Annotated in this window: 11 protein-coding genes; 3 read left to right on the top strand and 8 right to left on the bottom strand. The window is 50.4% G+C overall.

Translation table 11 applies throughout. The features are described 5' to 3' along the window. Both HQ865_RS04410 and HQ865_RS04405 read left to right on the top strand, forming a co-directional pair. Window positions 1–1,632 carry a RagB/SusD family nutrient uptake outer membrane protein gene (locus HQ865_RS04410; RefSeq protein ID WP_173413723.1) on the top strand — a complete coding sequence of 544 codons (1,632 nt, stop codon included), beginning with the start codon at window positions 1–3 and terminating at the stop codon, window positions 1,630–1,632. A 35-nt stretch (window positions 1,633–1,667) separates the two neighbouring features. Then, complete coding sequence (locus HQ865_RS04405; RefSeq protein ID WP_173413722.1) at window positions 1,668–2,462, top strand: sialate O-acetylesterase; 795 nt, start codon at window positions 1,668–1,670, stop codon at window positions 2,460–2,462. Between the two features lie 172 nt (window positions 2,463–2,634). Here HQ865_RS04405 and HQ865_RS04400 read toward each other — a convergent pair whose 3' ends face one another. From HQ865_RS04400 to HQ865_RS04385, 4 genes are read right to left on the bottom strand one after another with little or no spacing between them, the layout of a single operon-like run. After that, on the bottom strand, window positions 2,635–5,568 hold the full coding sequence (locus HQ865_RS04400) for a glycoside hydrolase family 2 TIM barrel-domain containing protein (protein ID WP_173413721.1): 2,934 nt from the start codon (window positions 5,566–5,568) through the stop codon (window positions 2,635–2,637). Window positions 5,569–5,572: 4 nt separating this feature from the next. Then, window positions 5,573–6,781, bottom strand: coding sequence for a glycoside hydrolase family 88 protein (locus HQ865_RS04395; protein ID WP_173413720.1), 1,209 nt, complete (start codon window positions 6,779–6,781; stop codon window positions 5,573–5,575). 27 nt (window positions 6,782–6,808) lie between these two features. Beyond that, on the bottom strand, window positions 6,809–8,038 hold the full coding sequence (locus HQ865_RS04390) for a DUF2264 domain-containing protein (protein WP_173413719.1): 1,230 nt from the start codon (window positions 8,036–8,038) through the stop codon (window positions 6,809–6,811). A gap of 9 nt (window positions 8,039–8,047) precedes the next feature. Next, window positions 8,048–9,607 (bottom strand): GH39 family glycosyl hydrolase, encoded by a 1,560-nt coding sequence (locus tag HQ865_RS04385; protein WP_173413718.1) that lies wholly within the window; start codon window positions 9,605–9,607, stop codon window positions 8,048–8,050. Window positions 9,608–9,796: 189 nt separating this feature from the next. Here HQ865_RS04385 and HQ865_RS04380 point away from each other — a divergent pair, with 189 nt between their 5' ends. Further along, window positions 9,797–11,275 carry a sialate O-acetylesterase gene (locus HQ865_RS04380; RefSeq protein ID WP_237073743.1) on the top strand — a complete coding sequence of 493 codons (1,479 nt, stop codon included), beginning with the start codon at window positions 9,797–9,799 and terminating at the stop codon, window positions 11,273–11,275. A 10-nt stretch (window positions 11,276–11,285) separates the two neighbouring features. Here the strand turns inward: HQ865_RS04380 and HQ865_RS04375 are convergent, their stop codons facing one another. The 4 genes from HQ865_RS04375 to HQ865_RS04360 form a co-directional block, all read right to left on the bottom strand. Further along, window positions 11,286–11,861, bottom strand: a complete 576-nt coding sequence (locus HQ865_RS04375) for an RNA polymerase sigma factor (RefSeq protein ID WP_173413717.1) — start codon at window positions 11,859–11,861, stop codon at window positions 11,286–11,288. A 398-nt stretch (window positions 11,862–12,259) separates the two neighbouring features. After that, window positions 12,260–14,650, bottom strand: coding sequence for a glycoside hydrolase family 3 N-terminal domain-containing protein (locus HQ865_RS04370; RefSeq protein WP_173413716.1), 2,391 nt, complete (start codon window positions 14,648–14,650; stop codon window positions 12,260–12,262). A 3-nt stretch (window positions 14,651–14,653) separates the two neighbouring features. After that, complete coding sequence (locus tag HQ865_RS04365; protein ID WP_173417717.1) at window positions 14,654–16,075, bottom strand: glycoside hydrolase family 125 protein; 1,422 nt, start codon at window positions 16,073–16,075, stop codon at window positions 14,654–14,656. Further along, a complete protein-coding gene (locus HQ865_RS04360; protein WP_173413715.1) occupies window positions 16,075–18,750 on the bottom strand; it encodes a glycoside hydrolase family 2 protein in 2,676 nt (891 codons plus the stop codon). The genes HQ865_RS04365 and HQ865_RS04360 overlap by 1 nt, the downstream gene beginning before the upstream one ends. Between the last annotated feature and the right edge of the window lie 29 nt (window positions 18,751–18,779).

Genomic DNA, 18,779 nt, shown 5'->3' with positions numbered 1-18,779 from the left:
ATGAAACTATATCATAAAATAGGCCTGGGAGCCTGCCTGCTGGCTTCTATGGCATCCTGCAAAAAATCATACCTACAGGAAAGCCCGCCCAATATTTTAGTGGCCGATAACCTGTTTGCCAATTACGATGGTTATCAAAACGCGTTGAACGGCCTTTACTACGAAGTGCGCCGCAGCCGCTCGGGCGTTACCACCAGCGACCCGGTGAACGATATGATGTTCGAGATGAACGTGATAGGCGTGGATAATGGTTACGGAAACTACGTAACCGCTAATACCGAGGGTATATTTAACTCGTGGGGGGCGTTGAATAACGCCGGCCAGGGCTATTACAGCAAAACCTGGGCATACCTTTACGAGACCATCAATTCGGCCAACACCATTATCGACCGCTCTGCAGCCAGCACCGTTTTAAGCGATGCGCAGCGCAATTCGGTACAGGCCGAAGCACGCTGCATCAGGGCATGGGCTTATCGCCATCTTACTTATTTATGGGGCGATGTGCCGCTGCAACTACACGAATCGACCGGTGAGAATGTACGGACCGATTACGACCGCACCCCTGTGGCTACCATCCACAATCAAATGAAGGCCGACTGGCAATTTGCCGACCAATACCTGCCGGTTACCAGCAGCAACAACGGCAAACTGATAAAAGGTGTAGCCGAACACTACCTGGCCGAACTTTACCTGGCCGATAACAAGCCGGATTCGGCTAAGATCTGGGCACTTAAGGTAACCACCAATGCTAACTACAAACTGGTTACCGCGCGCTATGGCGTAAATGCCACCAAGCCCGGCACCGCATTTACCGATATGTTTTTAGATGGCAACTCCAATCGCAGCGAGGGTAACACCGAAGCGCTGTGGGTGTTGCAAAACGAACTGAACGTAGTGGGCGGCGAGGGCAATAACATTATGCGCCGCTATTGGGTTAACCGCTACTACTCATTAACCGTTAAGGGTACCGATAACAAAACCACCAGTCCATTTGCGCCAAGTGCCGATTTTGGTGGCCGTGGTATCGGCCGCTTAGGGCCAACTAAATGGGCGTTCAGCATTTACGATGCTACCGATGACCGTGGCGGCGATTTTGCCTGGAGGTTCTCATATGCCATCAACACTAACCCGCCTAAGGGCTATGTATTAGGCCAGGTGGTTCCGGTTGACCGTACCGCTACCGAAAAAGTGAGTAATCCCAACTACCCTAATACCCGCAAATGGGATTATACCAGTCCGCTGGATGTAAATGGTTCACAAGGTTATAACGATCAGATCTACCTTCGTGCGGGCGAAACCTACCTGCTGCTTGCCGAAGCCGATTTTAAAACCGGCGACTTGCAAGGCGCTGTAGACGCGATAAACGCGCTGCGTAACCGGGCGCACGCCACTCCGGCTACCCTGGCGCAGATCAATCTCGATTTCATTTTAGACGAACGTTCAAGAGAGTTATTCACCGAGGAGGACCGCCGTTACACTTTGCTGCGCACCGGTACCTGGTTAACCCGCACCAAGGCACACAACGCGTTGGCCGGGGCAACCATCACCACGCGCGATCAGTTGCTGCCTATTCCGCAAGACGTGATAGATGCCAACCTGACCAAAAAATTCCCGCAAAACCCGGGTTATTAATTGGCTAAAGCAGATATTTATAGAAAAATAAAACGATGCCCAGATTTAAAAGAACCGCGCTTGTGCAGATCATTATATTATTCATCGCGATAACGGCAGGGCGCGCCCAAAACACCCCCGCCCAACCGCTTGATCTGTACATACTGATAGGGCAAAGTAATATGGCCGGGCGCGGGCCAATTACAACTGAAATAGCCAACGAAAAGGACAACCGCGTTTACATGTTTACAAAGGATAAGCAATGGGTGACAGCCAAACACCCATTGCATTTCGACAAGCCGTCGGTTGCCGGCGTAGGCCCAGGGTTAACGTTTGGTTTAACAATGGAGCAATCCAACCCTCAACATCTAATTGGTTTGATCCCATGCGCGGTAGGTGGCACCCCCATCGAACACTGGGTACCCGGGGCCTACGACCAGGCCACCAAAACCCACCCCTACGATGACGCCGTTGAACGCATTACCGCAGCCATGAAGTACGGTACCGTAAAAGGCGTTATCTGGCACCAGGGCGAATCGAACAGTAGTCCTGAAAAAGCAAAAGACTATTTAGCTAAGCTTATGGAACTGATCCAGCGTGTACGCACCTTGGTTGGCAACCCTAACCTGCCTTTTGTAGTTGGCGAATTGGGTCGTTACCGCCCTGCTTACGCTAATATCAACACCCAACTGGCTAAGCTGCCGGCTACGGTGCCTTTCACTGCCCTTGCCTCGTCAGAGGGGTTGGTGCACAAAGGCGATACCACCCATTTTGATGGCCCATCCGCGCAGGAAATGGGCCGCAGGCTGGCGCAGCAAATGTTAAAGGTGCAGGGGCAGGTTAAGAAATAGTATTTTAAGCATCTTCCTACACAAAACATCAATAAAAAAGCAGCGGTGGGTTTTCAGTCCCACCGCTGCTTTTTTTGTTGATCCCTTTATCAACCGTAGAGACACGATACTTCGTGTCTCTATTTAATATGTAGGGAGACACGAAATATCGTGTCTCTACGGTTATGTAATCTTATCTTTTCCCAAACGCCGTCTCTAATACCACCGCGCGCCTGTCGCCGGTAAAGGTCATATTAACGATATCCGAATTTACCGGGGCTTTGATAAACACCTTATCGCCGGGTTTTATCGTTTGCTTCACCCCGGGCAGGTTGTTCACTTTTATTTTGATACTGATGGGTTCATCGCCCGGGTTCCACACCAGCGAGGTGGACATGTTTTGCCCGGCCGGGATCCGGCACCAAAACCTGGCAGTCCCATCGGTAACGCTATCGGTTAGCATTTTGGGTTGACCGCCAAAGGTTTGTACATACGGTCCCCATGGACGGCGACCGTTAGCCACATATTGTATGCCCGGATGCGTATTGAAGCCCGCCCTGCTGCCGCCGGCCAGCTGGTAGCCCTCCCTGGTAACTACGATCGGCCTTTTGCTTACAAAATTATCGGGCAGGCGCGGTGTCGAGTTCACCAGGAAGCCGCTGTAGTAATCGGTTACGATGCCTTTTTCAGTCTCGTAATCGCCCCATATGATAGGGCCGGTAATGGCTTGATACAGCACATGCCCGGCATTGGCGCTGGTATAAGTAACCAGGTTCAGCAGCAACCTATCGGCAACAGGATCCAAGCCGGTACGGTTAAGCAGGTCCATTCCGCTTAATACAATGCTGCCCTTGCCGATAAACTGCTCGGCAACAGCGATAGCCTGCAAGCCCGAACCATAATTGCCAAGGATAGCCGTATTGCTTACCCCATCCCGGTTTTCCAGCGTGAAGCCATCCTTAACCGGGTAGATCTCGGGCATCCCCTTTTGGTTTTCGCTCCAGCCGGAATAATCAGAGAACACCCTTAAGTTCGCACGCGTAACCCCAGCAAACACCGGGTGATCTGGCCGTTCATAATTAATATAATATCCATTGCGCGGAGGGTTGGCCGATACCGGATATACCGGGTGATCAATATCAACCGTGCTGTTGGCCAGCTTGCTATCCAGGATCTTGTTTAAATTCAATCGATGCGCGCTATCCTGGCGAAGGCATAGGATTCGGCCACCCTTGCTGATGAAATCCTTAATGCTCGCGGCATTTTGCGCCAAGGCATTATCGGCAGCATTATCGCCAATAATTACCACCTTATTCAGCGGCAGGTTCTTCCACGATGTTAGGGGTCGCGATGGGATATTCAGCTTCTCCAGCGATGATTTTAATTTGCCGCCTTTATCGTATACCAGCACCTGCCTGTCCAGCACCGGGCTTTGCGGGATAAATTGCTTGCCCGAAATAAAGATATCGAAGAAGTTATGCGATACCACTTTACCACCCGACCACAATTCGCCGGTTAATTTATAATAACCGCTAGCCAAATTTACCGGCAGCTTTATCTGCAATTGCTTTTGCGCCGATGAATAGTAAGCAACATTGGGCATGGCGATGGTATCGGTATACACCAGCACGTGCGCTTTATCGCGCAACTGGCAGATCATCTTCAGGTCCTTCAGGTCTTCAAAATGTTCATCGTCATTTATTACGTGGGCAATCGGGTTAAACGTAGACCCGGCATATACGTTCTTGGTCCAGCATTCCCAGCTTAGCAGCACCGGTTGGTAGGAGATCTTCACCTGGTCGGTTACCGGTTTGGGGTGCATATCGCCAAATTTCTCTACCGTATCCCAGTTGTAAAAAAGGATGGTGAACGGGAATACACCGCTCAGATCATGATTTACGGCACGCAGTTGCCTGAATAGTTCCGTAGCATAGCGGAAAGTGCTACTCTGATGCTCATCAGCCAGTTTCGATTGCAGGCCTTGTTCAGCATGCCCCGTCCAGGCCAGTTGCGAGCTTGGGTTCTTGTGGGCTGGTGTTAAATTATACCTGCCATCCGGACCGGTATAATTACCCACGCACTCGGTAAAAGTAATGGGCTGATCGTGCTTGGGGAACGGAATGATCTTGGAGTTATCCCTGATATTAAGGAAAGTATAAGGCGAACTGTAATACCAGCCCCAATAGCGGTGGATATCGCAAATATCGCCCGCCTTGCCGTAGCCATAACCGGCGTTGGCAATATACACGCGGGTTTCATCCCACTTTTTTAGTTTATCATAAGCGTAAGCCAAAAACTTCTCCCAGGGCGCGGCGCGTGAACCTGCAAATGGCGTTTCGTTGGTCATGGCATATACCATCAAGCTGGGATGCTGCGCGATGGCGTGGAACTTGGTATTCTCGTACCAGTCTACCCCCCTGTCATAATCTTTAGGAAAGCCGCCGTCGGTCTCATCGCCAAACTGCTCCTTGCTGTCCACCTTTTCGCCACCGGCCACCTTGCCGCTGTAGTTGCCACCGAACACCATCATACCCAGTTCATCGCATACATCGTACCACTCTTCAGCATCGGGTATGCGGATGATGTTTACGTTGATGCTCTTCATATACCGCACATATTCCAGCGCGAAGGCACGGCTTTCCTCTATTTTGGCGGGGATGCCCCTGCCTGGCGGGTTGATGGCGATGCCGCGTAAAAATATGGGCTTACCGTTCAGGTAAAGGCTGCCGCCCCTCCGCTCAAAACTACGGAAGCCGGCGCGTTCCTTTAATTCATCCTGCAACTGCCCATTACTGTATTGCTGCAGGCTTACCTGGTACAGGTACGGGTTTGTCGGTTGCCACAGGATGGGCTTCAATCCGTTTACGGTAAAGGCCAGCTTGCCTTTTTTAATATTGATGGCTTCCGTTGGCTTCACATCGCCCTGCCATAATACATTGCCATCGGCAACTGACTTGATGACCAGCTTAAAGGTATTTTGGGCCGATGTTTGATAAGCGGCATCCACCTCCACACGGATATAATCCATCCCCGTAAAGGGAATAATGGCATAAGCGGGGGCTGGTTTAGCATAGCCGGCAAACGCGGTCATGCAGATCAGCCAAACAAAAAGGAGCGTTCTTTTCATCGTGTTAACGGTTGATGTTTTTATCCATGTTCTTGTAGCGCAGCATCGCTTCTGCAAAATAATAATCGGCATAGGTCAACGGCACATCGATCAGCGATCCCTTAGGGAAGTGGCCAACACTGTGCTTCAGCAGGTAACCGCCATTATCGCCGTTAACGGCCTTATAAGTTGGTGATGACAGTGTTTTGATGATGGTTTCGGCCACATCAATATAGCGTTTGGCGTTCGGTGCATCGTAGCGTGCCAGTTCGATCAGCGCCGAAGCGTAGATGGTAGCTGCCGAAGCATCGCGCAGGGCATTAGGTATGCCGGGCGCGCTGTAATCCCAATACGGTACCTTATCAGCAGGTAATGTTGGATTGCTGAGGATAAAGTTGGCGATGTGCCTGGCCTGCTCCAAATATTTGCGGTCCTTGGTTTCGCGGTACATCATGGTAAAGCCATACAGCCCCCAACCCTGCCCACGCGCCCATGCAGATTCATCGGCAGCGCCTTGAACAGTTTGTCTTTTGATCACCTCACCGGTCTCCGGGTTGTAATCAACCAAATGGTACGAGCTATAGTCGGGCCTGAAGTGGTTCTTCATGGTGGTATTAGCATGAGATATGGCGATCTTAGCATAAGTAGAATCGCCGGTGGCTTTAGTAGCCCACATCAGCAGTTCCAGGTTCATCATGTTATCAATGATCACCCTGAAATGCCCCGGCTGCGAACTCCACGACATGGTGCAGCCCACCTTTGGATTAAACCGCTTAGCCAGCGATTTCGCGCTGGTGATCAATACCTGTTTGTAGGCTTCGTTCGGCATCAGGCGGTTGGCCACGCCGTAGCTGTCGTACATCATAAAGCCAATATCGTGCGAGTCGATGGTTTGCATTGGCTCCATGTTTTTCAACCGGCGCACGCCTTCATTGTACAGGGCCTTATCCTTCAGATCGCTGTACAGGTAAAACAACGTGCCGGGGTAAAAGCCGGCCGTCCAGCCCTTGTTGGCCTGTGTTTTCCAGGTGCCATCGTGGTTGAACGACTCGGGCAGGCTATCGGCAGGCACGTGCTGCATCAAAACCTTGTATTGCTTATCGGCATCTTTAAAGTTTTGATCGATCAGCTTCAGGATCTCGGGCTTGGGTTTAAAGTTTTGCTTGTTTTGGGCATATCCCGTCAGCCCACTAAGCGTGGCGGCGGTGAGGACAAATAAGTGTTTGATTTTCATGTTTATGTTGGCTATTGATATTAAAGATTAATCTATCGCATGGTCGATGTGGATCTGCTCACCCTTCCAAACCTTGCGGGCGGTCCAGTCTTCGTCCTTACCTTGCCACAATGGGTCGCTTTCGGGCAGGCCAAGGATCAGGAAACCCTCCGAGCACAGGTACAGGCTGCCGGTAGAGATGTAATTTTCGCCGATATCAGGCTGGTGCCCGTAGATGCCGATCTGCATCCAGCCATTTTTATCGAAGGTATTGGGCGCTTCTACCTGGCGCTTGATCATGGTGTACAAGGCTGCGCGCACCTGCTGGGGCTTCACCTCTTCGGGCAATTCGTGCATCATGGCCACCATCGATAATACCTGGAACGCCCCAAACCGGTAAGCCAGCGAACGGCCGATGGGTGGATAAGTACCCTCGGGCGATATCAGGCGCTCCTGCACGGCGGCGTAGCGTTTAATATGGGCTAATGCCAGATCGTAATCTTTTTTCCTGGCGGCTTCCTCATCGCTCCAAACTTTCAACACGCCCACCAGCATGGGTTGAATTACGAAGCTGTTATAATAATCCCAATGGAAGTTTGGCCCATCGCCATAAGCGCCATCTCCTTTGTACCAGGAAATCAGGTGTTGCTTCACGGCATAATCCATGCGCATTTTATCGCCGCTTTTATCAAACTGCTGCAGGGCGGCTTCGATAGTGCCGCTGAACAGCAGCCAGTTACTGTACGATGGCTGGATCACCCGGCTGGATTTCAGCGCGGCGATCACATTGGCCTTAGTGGCCGCATCCAACTTATCCCAAATCTGGTGTGGCGAGCGTAGTAACCCCTGCGCAAAGAATGCGGCATCCACCACCGGCTGGCGACCATCAAAAAAATTCATAAAATCGGCCGCTTTAGGGTCGGTGGCATTGTGGATACAGGTGATGGTTAGCTTGATATACTTCTCCCGCAGTTTCCCTTCGGGGGTATTATCGGCACCTAATTCCAGCCAGGGGGCCATCCCGGCATATAATCGACCAAACGCCTCCAAATGCGTACTGTACACGCGGTCTTTAGAAACCTTAGCCTCTACAGGCATGGTCTTCTTTAATTCATTTTTGCTCAGGGCGCTCAGCACCGGATCGGCAATGCGGGTTAAGGCCGATACCAAATACGCGCGTTCGGCTTTACCGCCGGGCAGCGGGGTGTCCTGCGCAATGGCATTCCCGCTTAGGGTTAAGGCGGCCATGAAGCCGGTAAAAAGATATTTATATTTCATTTACAGGTATTATATATGTTTAAAATTGAGTTTCACCAGGTAGATATCGTTGCTGCCGGTCGCGTAGCTTTCGGTGTACACGCCATTCCTCACGGTTATTGTACTGCTTTTTACCGCCTTGCCCGATGACAGTTGCTTCAGTTCGGCAACCTGCTGAGGGTTGATGTACGATGGCCTGCCCCAGGCGGTATATTGCGTGCCGGGGTCGTTTGATTTATAGCCTGTTTTATAAACTTCTATGGTGTAGGTGCCGTTGGCGAGGTTGCTTAGCTTCAACTGCACTTTACGTGTGGCAGCAGGCGGCTGATCTTTAATAAAGTATCCCTGGTCAAAATCCTTACCGGTTTCGGGGAACGTAAAATCCCAAAACAAGGCCTGCACATTTTTATTGCTTTTGCAAATGATGGATTCCGGGTCGCTGTTCTTCAACTCGGTCGCGCCTAATTGATTGAGGTATTGATAGGCAAAATACGTAGGCTTTTTAATGCTTTGCAGGTTTACCAAGCCAAAACCACCATGGAACGGCGTCAACGCCGGACCGGCTTCTTCAAACACATCGGTAAACGTCCAGTACGACATGGAGTTGGCCCAGGGCATGGCCTTTTTTAGCACATGCAATACAAAGGCGGCGTTTTGGTAGCTGTCGTGAATAGGATCGTGCGATGATGGCGAGGTATTCCACTCGGTAACGTGAAATTCGGCATTTTTAAACGGCGATGCGCTGATATGCTGGCGGATGCGCTTCACATCCTTAGCTACCGAATCTACATCCGGCTTCAGTTTCTGCTTCTTGGTGCCAAATTCATCCAGTACGGAGGTAGTGGCATAATCGTGCGTCGAAACAAAATCAACCGGCACCTTATGCTGATCGCAATAACTTAAAAACTCTCCTATCCATTTCATAGCCGAGGTTGCCGGGCCACCTATCCTGTATGTGGGCGATACGCCTTTTACAGCCCGCGCAGTATGCTCATACAGTTCAAAATAATCGGCCTGCGTACCGGCAAAGAAGCCGCCCAGATCGGGTTCGTTCCAAACTTCAAAGTACCATTTCTCTACCTCGGCCTTGCCATACCGCTCCTGTAAATGGGTTACCAGCTTGCTGATCAAGCCATCCCACAACTCGTACGATTTGGGTTTGGTTACGTTCCCCTTCCACCAAAAAACGGTTTTGGTGCCGCTGGCCATATCGGCCGGCATAAAACTGAGTTCTACAATAGGCCGCAGGTGCACGCTTTGCAGAAAATCGTACAGCGCATCAATATACTGCCAGTTATAGCTGGCCTTACCCTCCTTATCTACCGAATACACCCGCATATCATCGTGCAGTAATCCGTGGAAGCGGATATATTTGAAGTTGAAATCCTTTTGCACCATGGTTAGTTGCTGCTGCCAGTCGGCGCGCAGCCCCTCGTTGGCGCGACCGGCGCCGATGCATTCGTTAAACACTGAAGATCGTTTACCGGCTTCCTGCTTCATATCGGCATGGATAGTACGACCGGTAACCTGCGCGCTGGCGCAAAGGCCGGATAGCAAAAGGCTGGCTAAAACAACAAAATTGACTCTCATAAATAAATACGGGACAGGGCCTGTAAATTGGTTTTCTGAATGGCTGCAATGTAGCCGATAATCCGAAGCAGGAGGCAGGTCAAATGAAGCAGATATGTATTATAAAATGAACTATTAGCCGGTTTTGAAGCGAAAACTTGTATCGCCGTGTATCATTATACCCGTAAGTTTGAAATAAACTTACTGCCGATGCCCGGGACGATTACCTACTTTAGCATCACCAATAAAACTGATAGATCTACCATGAAGAAGACTTTCTACTCCCTCCTATTACTGATCGCGTTTTCGCTTCTTATCGCCAACAGGGCCGACGCAAAAATTAAACTGCCGGGTATTTTTGGCGATAACATGGTATTGCAGCAGCAAGCCCAGGATAAGCTATGGGGATGGGCTGGCGCGAACGCCATGGTGAATGTCACTACCGGCTGGGACCACAAAGCCTACCATACAAAAGCCGATGCGCAGGGGAACTGGAAGATAACGGTTAGCGCTCCGAAAGCTGGTGGACCATATCAAATCGCGTTTAACGACGGCAGCCCGCTTACGCTTAAAAACGTAATGATCGGCGAGGTGTGGTTTTGCTCGGGGCAATCGAACATGGAAATGGCGCTACGGGGAAACTCATCGCCGATATTGAATGCCGCTGAAATTATCCTGAATGCTGATAATCCACAATTGCGCCTGTGCACGTTCCATACTGCCAATTCGTTAACGCCGTTGACAGATGTGCAGGCCCAATGGAATGAATCGACCTCAGAAACGGCGCGCAACTTCAGCGCTATTGCTTACCAGTTTGGGGCGATATTGCAAAAGAAGCTGCATGTACCGGTTGGGCTGATCGTATCGAGCGTTGGCGGCACGATGATAGAAAGCTGGATGAGTAAAGGTAGCCTTGCGGCCTTTCCCGAAGTAAAGGTACCGCCGACCATTCTTGATACCGTTAAGCAGCCATGGAAATTACCTACCGCTCTATTTAACGGTATGGTGGCCCCGGTGCTGGGCTTCAATGTTAAAGGCATTATCTGGTACCAGGGCGAAAGCAACCGCCACGAACCGCAGCTGTATGGCAGGCTGTTCCCGGTTATGGTAGCCGATTGGCGCAAGCAATGGGGACTGGGTGATATTCCGTTTTATTATGTGCAGATAGCGCCATTCGGTTCTACAGATAAAACCCGTAGCGGGCCACTGCTGCGTGAAGCACAATTAAAAGGCATGGACGCGATACCCAACTCGGGCATGGCATCAACCATGGATGTGGGGATGGAAAAATTTATCCATTATATGAACAAGACCCTGCCCGCGCAAAGATTGGCCTATTGGGCATTGGGCAAAACCTACGGTATAAAAGGGATTAATTACCTTGCCCCCGCCTACAAAAGTATGGAAGTAAGCGGCGATAAGATTACGGTAACGTTTAACAATGCCCCCTATCTCACCACTTATGAAAAGCCATCTTTAACCCTATTTGAAGTTGCGGGTGCAGATAAAGTATTCCATCCTGCAAAGGCTACCATAAAAGCTAATCAGGTGGTACTGCAAAGCGATAAGGTATCAGCCCCGATTGCCGTGCGCTATGCCTTTAAAGAATATGTAATGGCCGAGCTGTATAATAACGATGGCATCCCGGCATCATCATTCCGTACGGATAATTGGGACGATGTGCGGTAATTTGTGTAAACTATAGCAAAAAGAATATCGAATAAAGTTCCCTGCCCAGCCGTCCGCGTAATATTTTCAGGGTCTTTTTTATTTGGGTGGCTACCGTGTGTTCGGATATGTCCAGACGTTCGGCTATTTGCTTGTTGGTGAGGTATTCCTTGCGGCGCAGGTCGAACACTTCCTTCATGCGGGGTGGCAGGGCCTGTATTTCCCGCTCAATAACACGGGCGATATCCTTCTCGCGTACCTGGTAATCGGTATCGGGTAGGCCCTGGTCCAGTAATTGTTGCACCCCCTCCACATGCCATTGGGAAATATCCTTATGCCTGAAAATATTCAGCACCTTATTGAGTACGCAGCGGTAAAGATAGCCTGAAAGGTTACTTTCTACCGCGCATGCGCCCCGGTTGGCCCACAGGTTGGCGAAAACTTCCTGTACTACATCCTTAGCCTCGTCAATATCCTTTAGTTTTTTATGGGCGTAGATGATGAGCAACTTACTGTTCCGCACATAAATCTCCCTGAACGCGTGCTCATCGCCATCGCGCATCGCGGCTATCAGTTCAGCATCGGTTAGTTCAGTGTACAGGCTCATTGGTTGTGGGCGATGACGCCGCGATATGTAACAGTATACAATTTCGCAGTCAGTCTATCAAATATCAATAATTCTTTGGCTTGAAACCAACATTGCCGTATAAAATTTTGATTACAATCGATGTCAATATTTTATTATGTATAGCTTCGTTTTAAGCAATTAGGAGACTGTCATCCTGAATTCGGCCTTTACATTAAACGATATTGTCATTGCGAGCGATAGCGCGGCAATCCCATAGGATGATCGGCTGTGTTTTTATTAACGTTAGTCTGCTCATAGCCGCAGGGGCCTACTACTTTTTTCTTGAAAAAAAAGTAGCAAAAATTCAAGACAGCAAAAATGCTTCCTTTGCCGCACAGTCCTTTGCTGTCGAAAAAACAAACATGTCATCACGATTATCATTCCACCACCGTAAAAGAACGCGACAACGTTATCCTTGTAGTTAACTGCGGCCGGTCGGAATTACCACCTATCAGCAATCTGAAACCGCCCTTTTCGGCCACACGCTTATAATTTTGGTCGATCAGGCTTAGATCGGCTGCGGTCAGATCGAAGGTTATTTGCTTTTCCTCACCGGCTGCCAAATGTACCCGTTGAAAGCGCCTCAACTGTTTATTAGGTACCACTACGGAGCTTACCTCATCTTTAACATATAATTGCACCACCTCATCGCCATCCCGGCTGCCTGTATTTTTAACTTTAAAGGATACTTTCACCAAAACATCGTTAGCGTTTTCTGTTACTTTAGTTTGCGCATCTGTATATTGAAAAGCGCTATAACTTAAGCCATAGCCGAAGCTGTAAAGCGGTTTGGCGCTGCCTTCTACATAATCGTGATGCGAACCGTTCTGGTAGCTGTAATATACCGGCAATTGCCCCACCGACACCGGGATGGAAACCGGTAGCCGGCCCGCGGGATTATAATCGCCAAACAACACATCGGCCACGGCATTGCCGCCCTGTTGGCCCGGATACCAGGCATTAATAATGGCCGGAATATTAGCCGCCGCCCAGTTGATATTAAGCGGGCGGCCTTCTATTAGTACCAGTACAACGGGTTTACCCGTTTTGGCTACGGCCTGCAGCAGTTGCAATTGCCGCCCCATCATGTCCAGGCTCTCGCGATCGTACCCCTCACCGCTTTCCATGTCGCTTACGCTTTTATTGTTCACCACGGCGGCGCCGGTAGCCTGGTAGTTGGTTTTAAAATCGCGGGCGCTCGATCCACCCAATACCACTACCGCCACATCACTTTGCAAAGCGGCCTCTACGGCTTTGGCAATATCATTTTGCGTAGTATCCCTAATGGCGCAGCCTTTTACATACCTTATGTTAGCCGATGCCGGTAACTTGCTGCGGATACCCTGCAATACGGTAACAATATTATCATCGGGCTGCGGGGCCGTATAATCGCCCAATTGGTTATACATATTATCGGCATTAGGGCCGATAACAGCTATGCTTTTAATGGCTTTATTAAGGGGGAGCAGGTTTCGCTCATTTTTCAAAAGGATGATCGATTCATCGGCCACCTTACGGGCTAAAGCCACAGCCTTTTCATCTCTAACCTGTGCTTTTGCTATCTCGGCATCTACATAAGGGTGTTCGAACAAACCCATTTCAAATTTCAGCTTCAGGATACGACCAACGGCTTCGTCGATGCGGGTCATTTTTACCTGTCCGCCTTTAATGGCTTTTAACAGGGATGTTGCATAAGTGTTACCACCCAAATCATTATCTAAACCGGCGTTGATGGATAGCGCGGCGGCATCGGCCTCTGTTCCGGCCACATGGTCGGCACCGGTAGCCCCGCTGATGCTGTTCAGATCGGATACCACAAAACCGTTAAATCCCCATTGCTTGCGCAGCACATCATTAAGCAGGTAAGTGTTGCTGCTGCATGGGATGCCATCAATAGAGTTATAGGCCGTCATTACCGACAGCGCCCCGGCCTTTACCGCGGCCTTAAAGGGTGGCAGGTAATTTTGCATCAAGGCCCTTTGGCCAAGGTTAACCGCGCCGCCGTTATGGCCACCCTCGGGTACGCCATAAGCTGTAAAGTGTTTTAATGTAGCAATGATATTGGTCCCGCTGCCGATACCCTTGCCCTGGAAACCCCGAACCACTACTTCGCCCATGCTGCCATTCAGGTAGGTATCCTCACCATAAGTTTCCTCCACGCGCGACCAGCGTAGCTCGCGCGCCAGGTCAAGGATCGGTCCGTAGCCAATATGCGCGCCCTGCAGGCGGGCTTCCTTAGCAATGGTGGCGGCCATTTCCTGTATCAGGCCGGTATCCCAGGTGCTGCTTTGCCCGATGGCCGTAGGAAATACGGTTGTGCCGATGGCCATATGACCGTGCGGGCATTCCTCGGCAATAAATACGGGGATTTGCAGCCGACTGTGCTCAATAGACCATTTTTGCAAGGCGTTGGTGGCTTTGGCTGCAAGGTATGGGTTCAGGCCGTTCTCTAATGTCTTTTTAGTCCAGGGGTCGGCGCGCAGGGTGCCCCATAACATGCCGATATGTTGCGTGGCGATGGCTTTCTTAAACTCCTCCGAAGCGTTTACCTCGTCGCCATTCTTCTCATACATCGGCCAGCCCAACAAGGTTGACAACTGGCCGATCTTCTCGTCAAGCGTCATCCGCGAAACCAGGTCTTTTACCCGCTGCGCTACCGGGGCATGGGCGTTTTTATATACGGTGATATTTTGCTGCGCCCATAATGGGGTGCCTGCACCTGCAAAGAATGCGAGTACAGCAACATAAAGAAAGCTGTTTCTTATCATTGATCAGGCTTGTAACAGGTGCGGCTTTTCCTGGTATATCTTCCACAAAAACTCGCCGAAAATGGTATTGCACCAGGCAAACCACGAGCGGGTGAAGGTTTCAGGTTTGTCCTTATTGAACGATTCGTGCATGAAGCCGCTGCCCGCGCTGCTTTTGATCAACATGGTGAGGCATTGCTTTATCTCCGCGTCGTTATTGCTGGTTAAGCCGCGCGTGATGATGCTAAGCGGCCATATCATATCGGGCCTGCCCACGTGTGGGCCGCCAATGCCTTCAAAGTTGGCGCTTTTATAGTAGTACGGGTTGTGTGCTGATAACACAAATTTGCGCGTGTTCTGGTAGATCGGGTCGGTAGCTTTTACCGCACCCAGGTATGGCAGCGATAACAGGCTGGGCACGTTGGCATCATCCATCAGGTTCACATTACCAAAGCCATCCACCTCAAAGGCGAAGATCTTGCCGTAAACCGGGTGCTGTACAATTGCGTATTGGTATACCGCTTTTTCAATACGCAGGGCCATTGCCGTTAGTTTGGCGGCAAAAGCACGGTCGTTAAATATGGCGGTAAACATTTCGGCCATCTGACGCAGGCTTACCACGGCGAACAGGTTTGACGGGATGAGGTAAGCGTATAGTGTAGCATCATCGCTGGGGCGGAACATGGAGCAGATCATACCCGTTGGTTTTACCGGGAAGCCGTAGCCGCCCAGTGGCAAGGTATCGGTAGGCGTGCTGGTATTGCGTTGAAATTTATACGGCCCCTGGCCATGCTCGCGCTGCTGTACGGTAAAGGTATCGTAAATCAGTTCCACAGCGCTTTTCCATTGCGCGTCGAAAGGCTGCTTATCGCCGGTCATTTTCCAGTAATGATAGGCCAGGCGCATGGTATAGCAAAGCGAATCTACCTCCCATTTGCGTTCGTGTATGCCTGGCTTCATTTGGGTATGGTCGCTGGCCCACTCGCTTTTTTTGTTGGGGTCATCATAAAAAGCATTCGCATAAGGATCCATCAGCACATAACGGGCCTGGCGGTTGATGATACCGGCAACCAGTTGCTTCAGCTTTTCATCCCTTTTCATAAACTGCAAATACGGCCATACCTGCGCCGAACTATCGCGCAGCCACATGGCGTCGATATCGCCCGTGATGACATAGGTATCCGGCTTGCCGTCCTTCATGTTGAAATTAACGGTGGTATCCAGCGTATTGGGCAGGCAATTGTTAAACAGCCAGGCCAGTTCTTTATTACCGGCACGCTTCTGGAACGCTACGATAGCCTCCTCAACAGCCGGGCTGCTGAATTTGCGTTTTGCCCCGGGGATGCGCACCGTGGGGTACACCGCATCGGCAAAAGCCAGTTGCTTGTTTAACATTAAACCCGCGCCAAGCATAGTGCCACTGCGTATAAATTGCTTCCTGTTCATCATTTTTTTATTTCTATCCGCTTAACCCTCCCTGCGTGATCTTCTATAGTCAGGTATGGCAGGACCGTGGATACAATTGGTTTATAATCGATGGTAATGGTCTTTATTTCGCCCGGTAATACCGAAAAGTAATTATCCTGGTAAAACGCAGGCAATATACGCTCATGTGTTTTACCATCCAACACCGATACCCGGTTGAAGAAGCTTACCGGTGCATTTTTAGGGTTTGTACAGCTTACCGCCACCTTGCCCCTGCCAATGTTTTTCGCAGTGATCTTCATGGCCGACGCAGGCAGTTCATTTAATCCCGAGTAAACACCTTTTTCATCCGGATACCAGTAAAAGTTATTACTGATCAACTGCCCGTGTTCATCGGTCAGTTGCAGTGACAGGAACGAGCCTTGCTTAGCGCTAAGCTCGGCAACCTGTTTCTTAATATCGATGATGTTTTTGTACGATGTGGCGTCCGCTTCAATACTTTGCTGCGCTAATACGGTGGCCTTGCCCTGCATATCGTACGAGCGGACCAGCAAGTGCAGATTTTGCTTCCGCGCGAAACCATTATTCACCAGCATCACCATACCTGTAGTGGCGTTGTACATTACGTGCAATTGCTCGCTACCTGAACGCAGGCCGAATAAACAAGCATTGGGGTCGAGGTAATAATCGTACATCTGCCCGCGGGTGGCGGTCCATGGGTTTTGGGTTTTCCAGATGATGACGCCGGTATACCAATCCCACATATGCGAACTGAAGCCTTCCATCAGTCCGCGGTACTGATCGTAATTAACCAGTTGCGCTTTACGGGCAAAATCGGCCACGTCCTTCGGTTTGCCGTAGGGTGCTATAAATTCGTTATAGCCCACATCCAAATAATGATGATAATCCCAAACCGAATCTACCTTTTCTAACCTTGCCTTAGGCTGACCCGGCGTAGGACCTACATATTCGGGAGCGATCAAATCTTCTTTCGGTATAAACCGTTTTAACGATTCAATATCGCCCAAACCCACCGAACCAACTTCTGAGTTAAACGGATAGGTGCGTTTATCCCAAAAGGTGGAGATATGCTGGATGCCGTAAGGCCCATCGCCGTTGATACCTTTTTCGTTCTTCGACATCTCCAGCGAGTTGGAGAAATCGACAAACCAGCGGGTTCCATCCAGTTTTGGCATAATGCTGTCACGCAGGGGTTTCAGGATATCATCGGGCGGGGTGATCTCGTTACCGCCGCACCAAACGGCCAGTGATGGGTGGTTGCGCACCATCTTCACCATATCCGCCGCCGATGCCAGCCACAGGCCATGATCGTTAGGATATTTGCGACGTACGTCCTGGCTTTCCAGCTTCATGGGGTCCTGCCAGCGGCCATTGCAATCGCCCGACATCCACAGATCCTGGAAAACCAGCAGGCCATATTTATCGCAAGCGGCGTAAAACTCAGGCCGCTCCACCAGCGCGCCGCCCCAAACCCTGATCAGGTTTAGGTTCATATCGCGGTGATAACGGATCTCGGCATCGTAACGTGCTTTACTGAAGCGCAGCATGGCGTCGCTGATGATCCAGTTGCCGCCTTTTATAAAGATCTTTTGCCCGTTCACCGCTATCTCGCGGCTGCTGGTGGTGCTGTTCCAACTGGTTTGGATCTCGCGCACACCAATGTTAACAGTCTGGCTATCGCATAAGGTTTTCCCGTTCTCTAAAAAACTGATATGCAGCGGGTACAAGTACTGGCTACCATAACCCGACGGCCACCATAAGCGCGGGTTTTTAAGAGACAGGTCGGGCAGATTTATTTCAGAAGTGCTGTTAGCCTCCAGTTTAACCTGCTTGCTAACCTTTTGCCCGCCCATGGTATAAGTAAGCATCCCGCTTACCGGTTTGTCGCTGCTATTTGTCAACGAGGCAGATGCTTTAATCGTGGCCGGCGCCTGCGCGCCCTCCGGATTCCGTTTACCGCTCACCAGTGTAATAATATGCGGGTCGCTTAAACTTACCTTACCGGTGCGGGTCAGGCAAACCTTATCCCAGATACCGGTGTTCCGGTCGCGCATGGGGCGGATCCAATCCCAGCCGGCGGTGTATTGGGTAGATACGTTGCGGGCTATGGTACCATCGCCCCCCTGCCCGCCATTGGGGTTACCTACCGGATCGGGCGGGTAAACAATAACGGCCAAACGGTTATGCCCGTTTTTGGCTAATAAGTTGGTGATGTTAAAGTTCTTTCGCAGGAACATACTTTCGTATGGCTCGGTATTTACTTTCTTACCATTCAGGTAAATATCGCAACTGTAATTAATACCCCTGAATTTCAGCCAAATCTGTTGCCCATTGGCAGCAGGCTTCTCGTTAATATCCTTCACAAACCAGTAGGTGTAGTACTCGCGACCGGTGTCATATATATCGGGGATATGTTTATTGTTCATCCCCCAAAATGGATCAGGGACTTCCTTGTTGGCCAGCATGGTGGTCAGCACGGTGCCGGGTACCACGGCCTTTTTCCAACCGTTCAGCGAAAACCCCGGGTTAGATATCGCGGCGCCATCAACTTTAACCTTTGCGTGCGGCATGCAAACCCAGCCGCTGTTCAGCTCGTATTGTTGTTGCGCCGATGCGGCCAAAGGCAACAGGGCCAGCAATACAATAAATAGTTTTTTTGATAATGCGTTCAGCATTGTGCGTGTTCGTTTTGGGTAATAGTATC

Origin of the sequence: Mucilaginibacter mali (genome assembly GCF_013283875.1) — a bacterium.
In the GTDB taxonomy this organism is placed as follows: Bacteria; Bacteroidota; Bacteroidia; order Sphingobacteriales; family Sphingobacteriaceae; genus Mucilaginibacter; species Mucilaginibacter mali.
The sequence above is the reverse complement of the archived record's forward strand: the minus strand, read 5'-3'. Positions and strand labels throughout refer to the sequence as shown.

What these genes read in the sequence shown, in the direction of transcription:
- HQ865_RS04410 (WP_173413723.1), top strand. Translation starts at nt 1, where the DNA reads ATGAAACTATATCATAAAATAGGCCTGGGAGCCTGCCTGCTGGCTTCT.
- HQ865_RS04405 (WP_173413722.1), top strand. Translation starts at nt 1,668, where the DNA reads ATGCCCAGATTTAAAAGAACCGCGCTTGTGCAGATCATTATATTATTC.
- HQ865_RS04400 (WP_173413721.1), bottom strand. Translation starts at nt 5,568, where the DNA reads ATGAAAAGAACGCTCCTTTTTGTTTGGCTGATCTGCATGACCGCGTTT.
- HQ865_RS04395 (WP_173413720.1), bottom strand. Translation starts at nt 6,781, where the DNA reads ATGAAAATCAAACACTTATTTGTCCTCACCGCCGCCACGCTTAGTGGG.
- HQ865_RS04390 (WP_173413719.1), bottom strand. Translation starts at nt 8,038, where the DNA reads ATGAAATATAAATATCTTTTTACCGGCTTCATGGCCGCCTTAACCCTA.
- HQ865_RS04385 (WP_173413718.1), bottom strand. Translation starts at nt 9,607, where the DNA reads ATGAGAGTCAATTTTGTTGTTTTAGCCAGCCTTTTGCTATCCGGCCTT.
- HQ865_RS04380 (WP_237073743.1), top strand. Translation starts at nt 9,797, where the DNA reads ATGCCCGGGACGATTACCTACTTTAGCATCACCAATAAAACTGATAGA.
- HQ865_RS04375 (WP_173413717.1), bottom strand. Translation starts at nt 11,861, where the DNA reads ATGAGCCTGTACACTGAACTAACCGATGCTGAACTGATAGCCGCGATG.
- HQ865_RS04370 (WP_173413716.1), bottom strand. Translation starts at nt 14,650, where the DNA reads ATGATAAGAAACAGCTTTCTTTATGTTGCTGTACTCGCATTCTTTGCA.
- HQ865_RS04365 (WP_173417717.1), bottom strand. Translation starts at nt 16,075, where the DNA reads ATGAACAGGAAGCAATTTATACGCAGTGGCACTATGCTTGGCGCGGGT.
- HQ865_RS04360 (WP_173413715.1), bottom strand. Translation starts at nt 18,750, where the DNA reads ATGCTGAACGCATTATCAAAAAAACTATTTATTGTATTGCTGGCCCTG.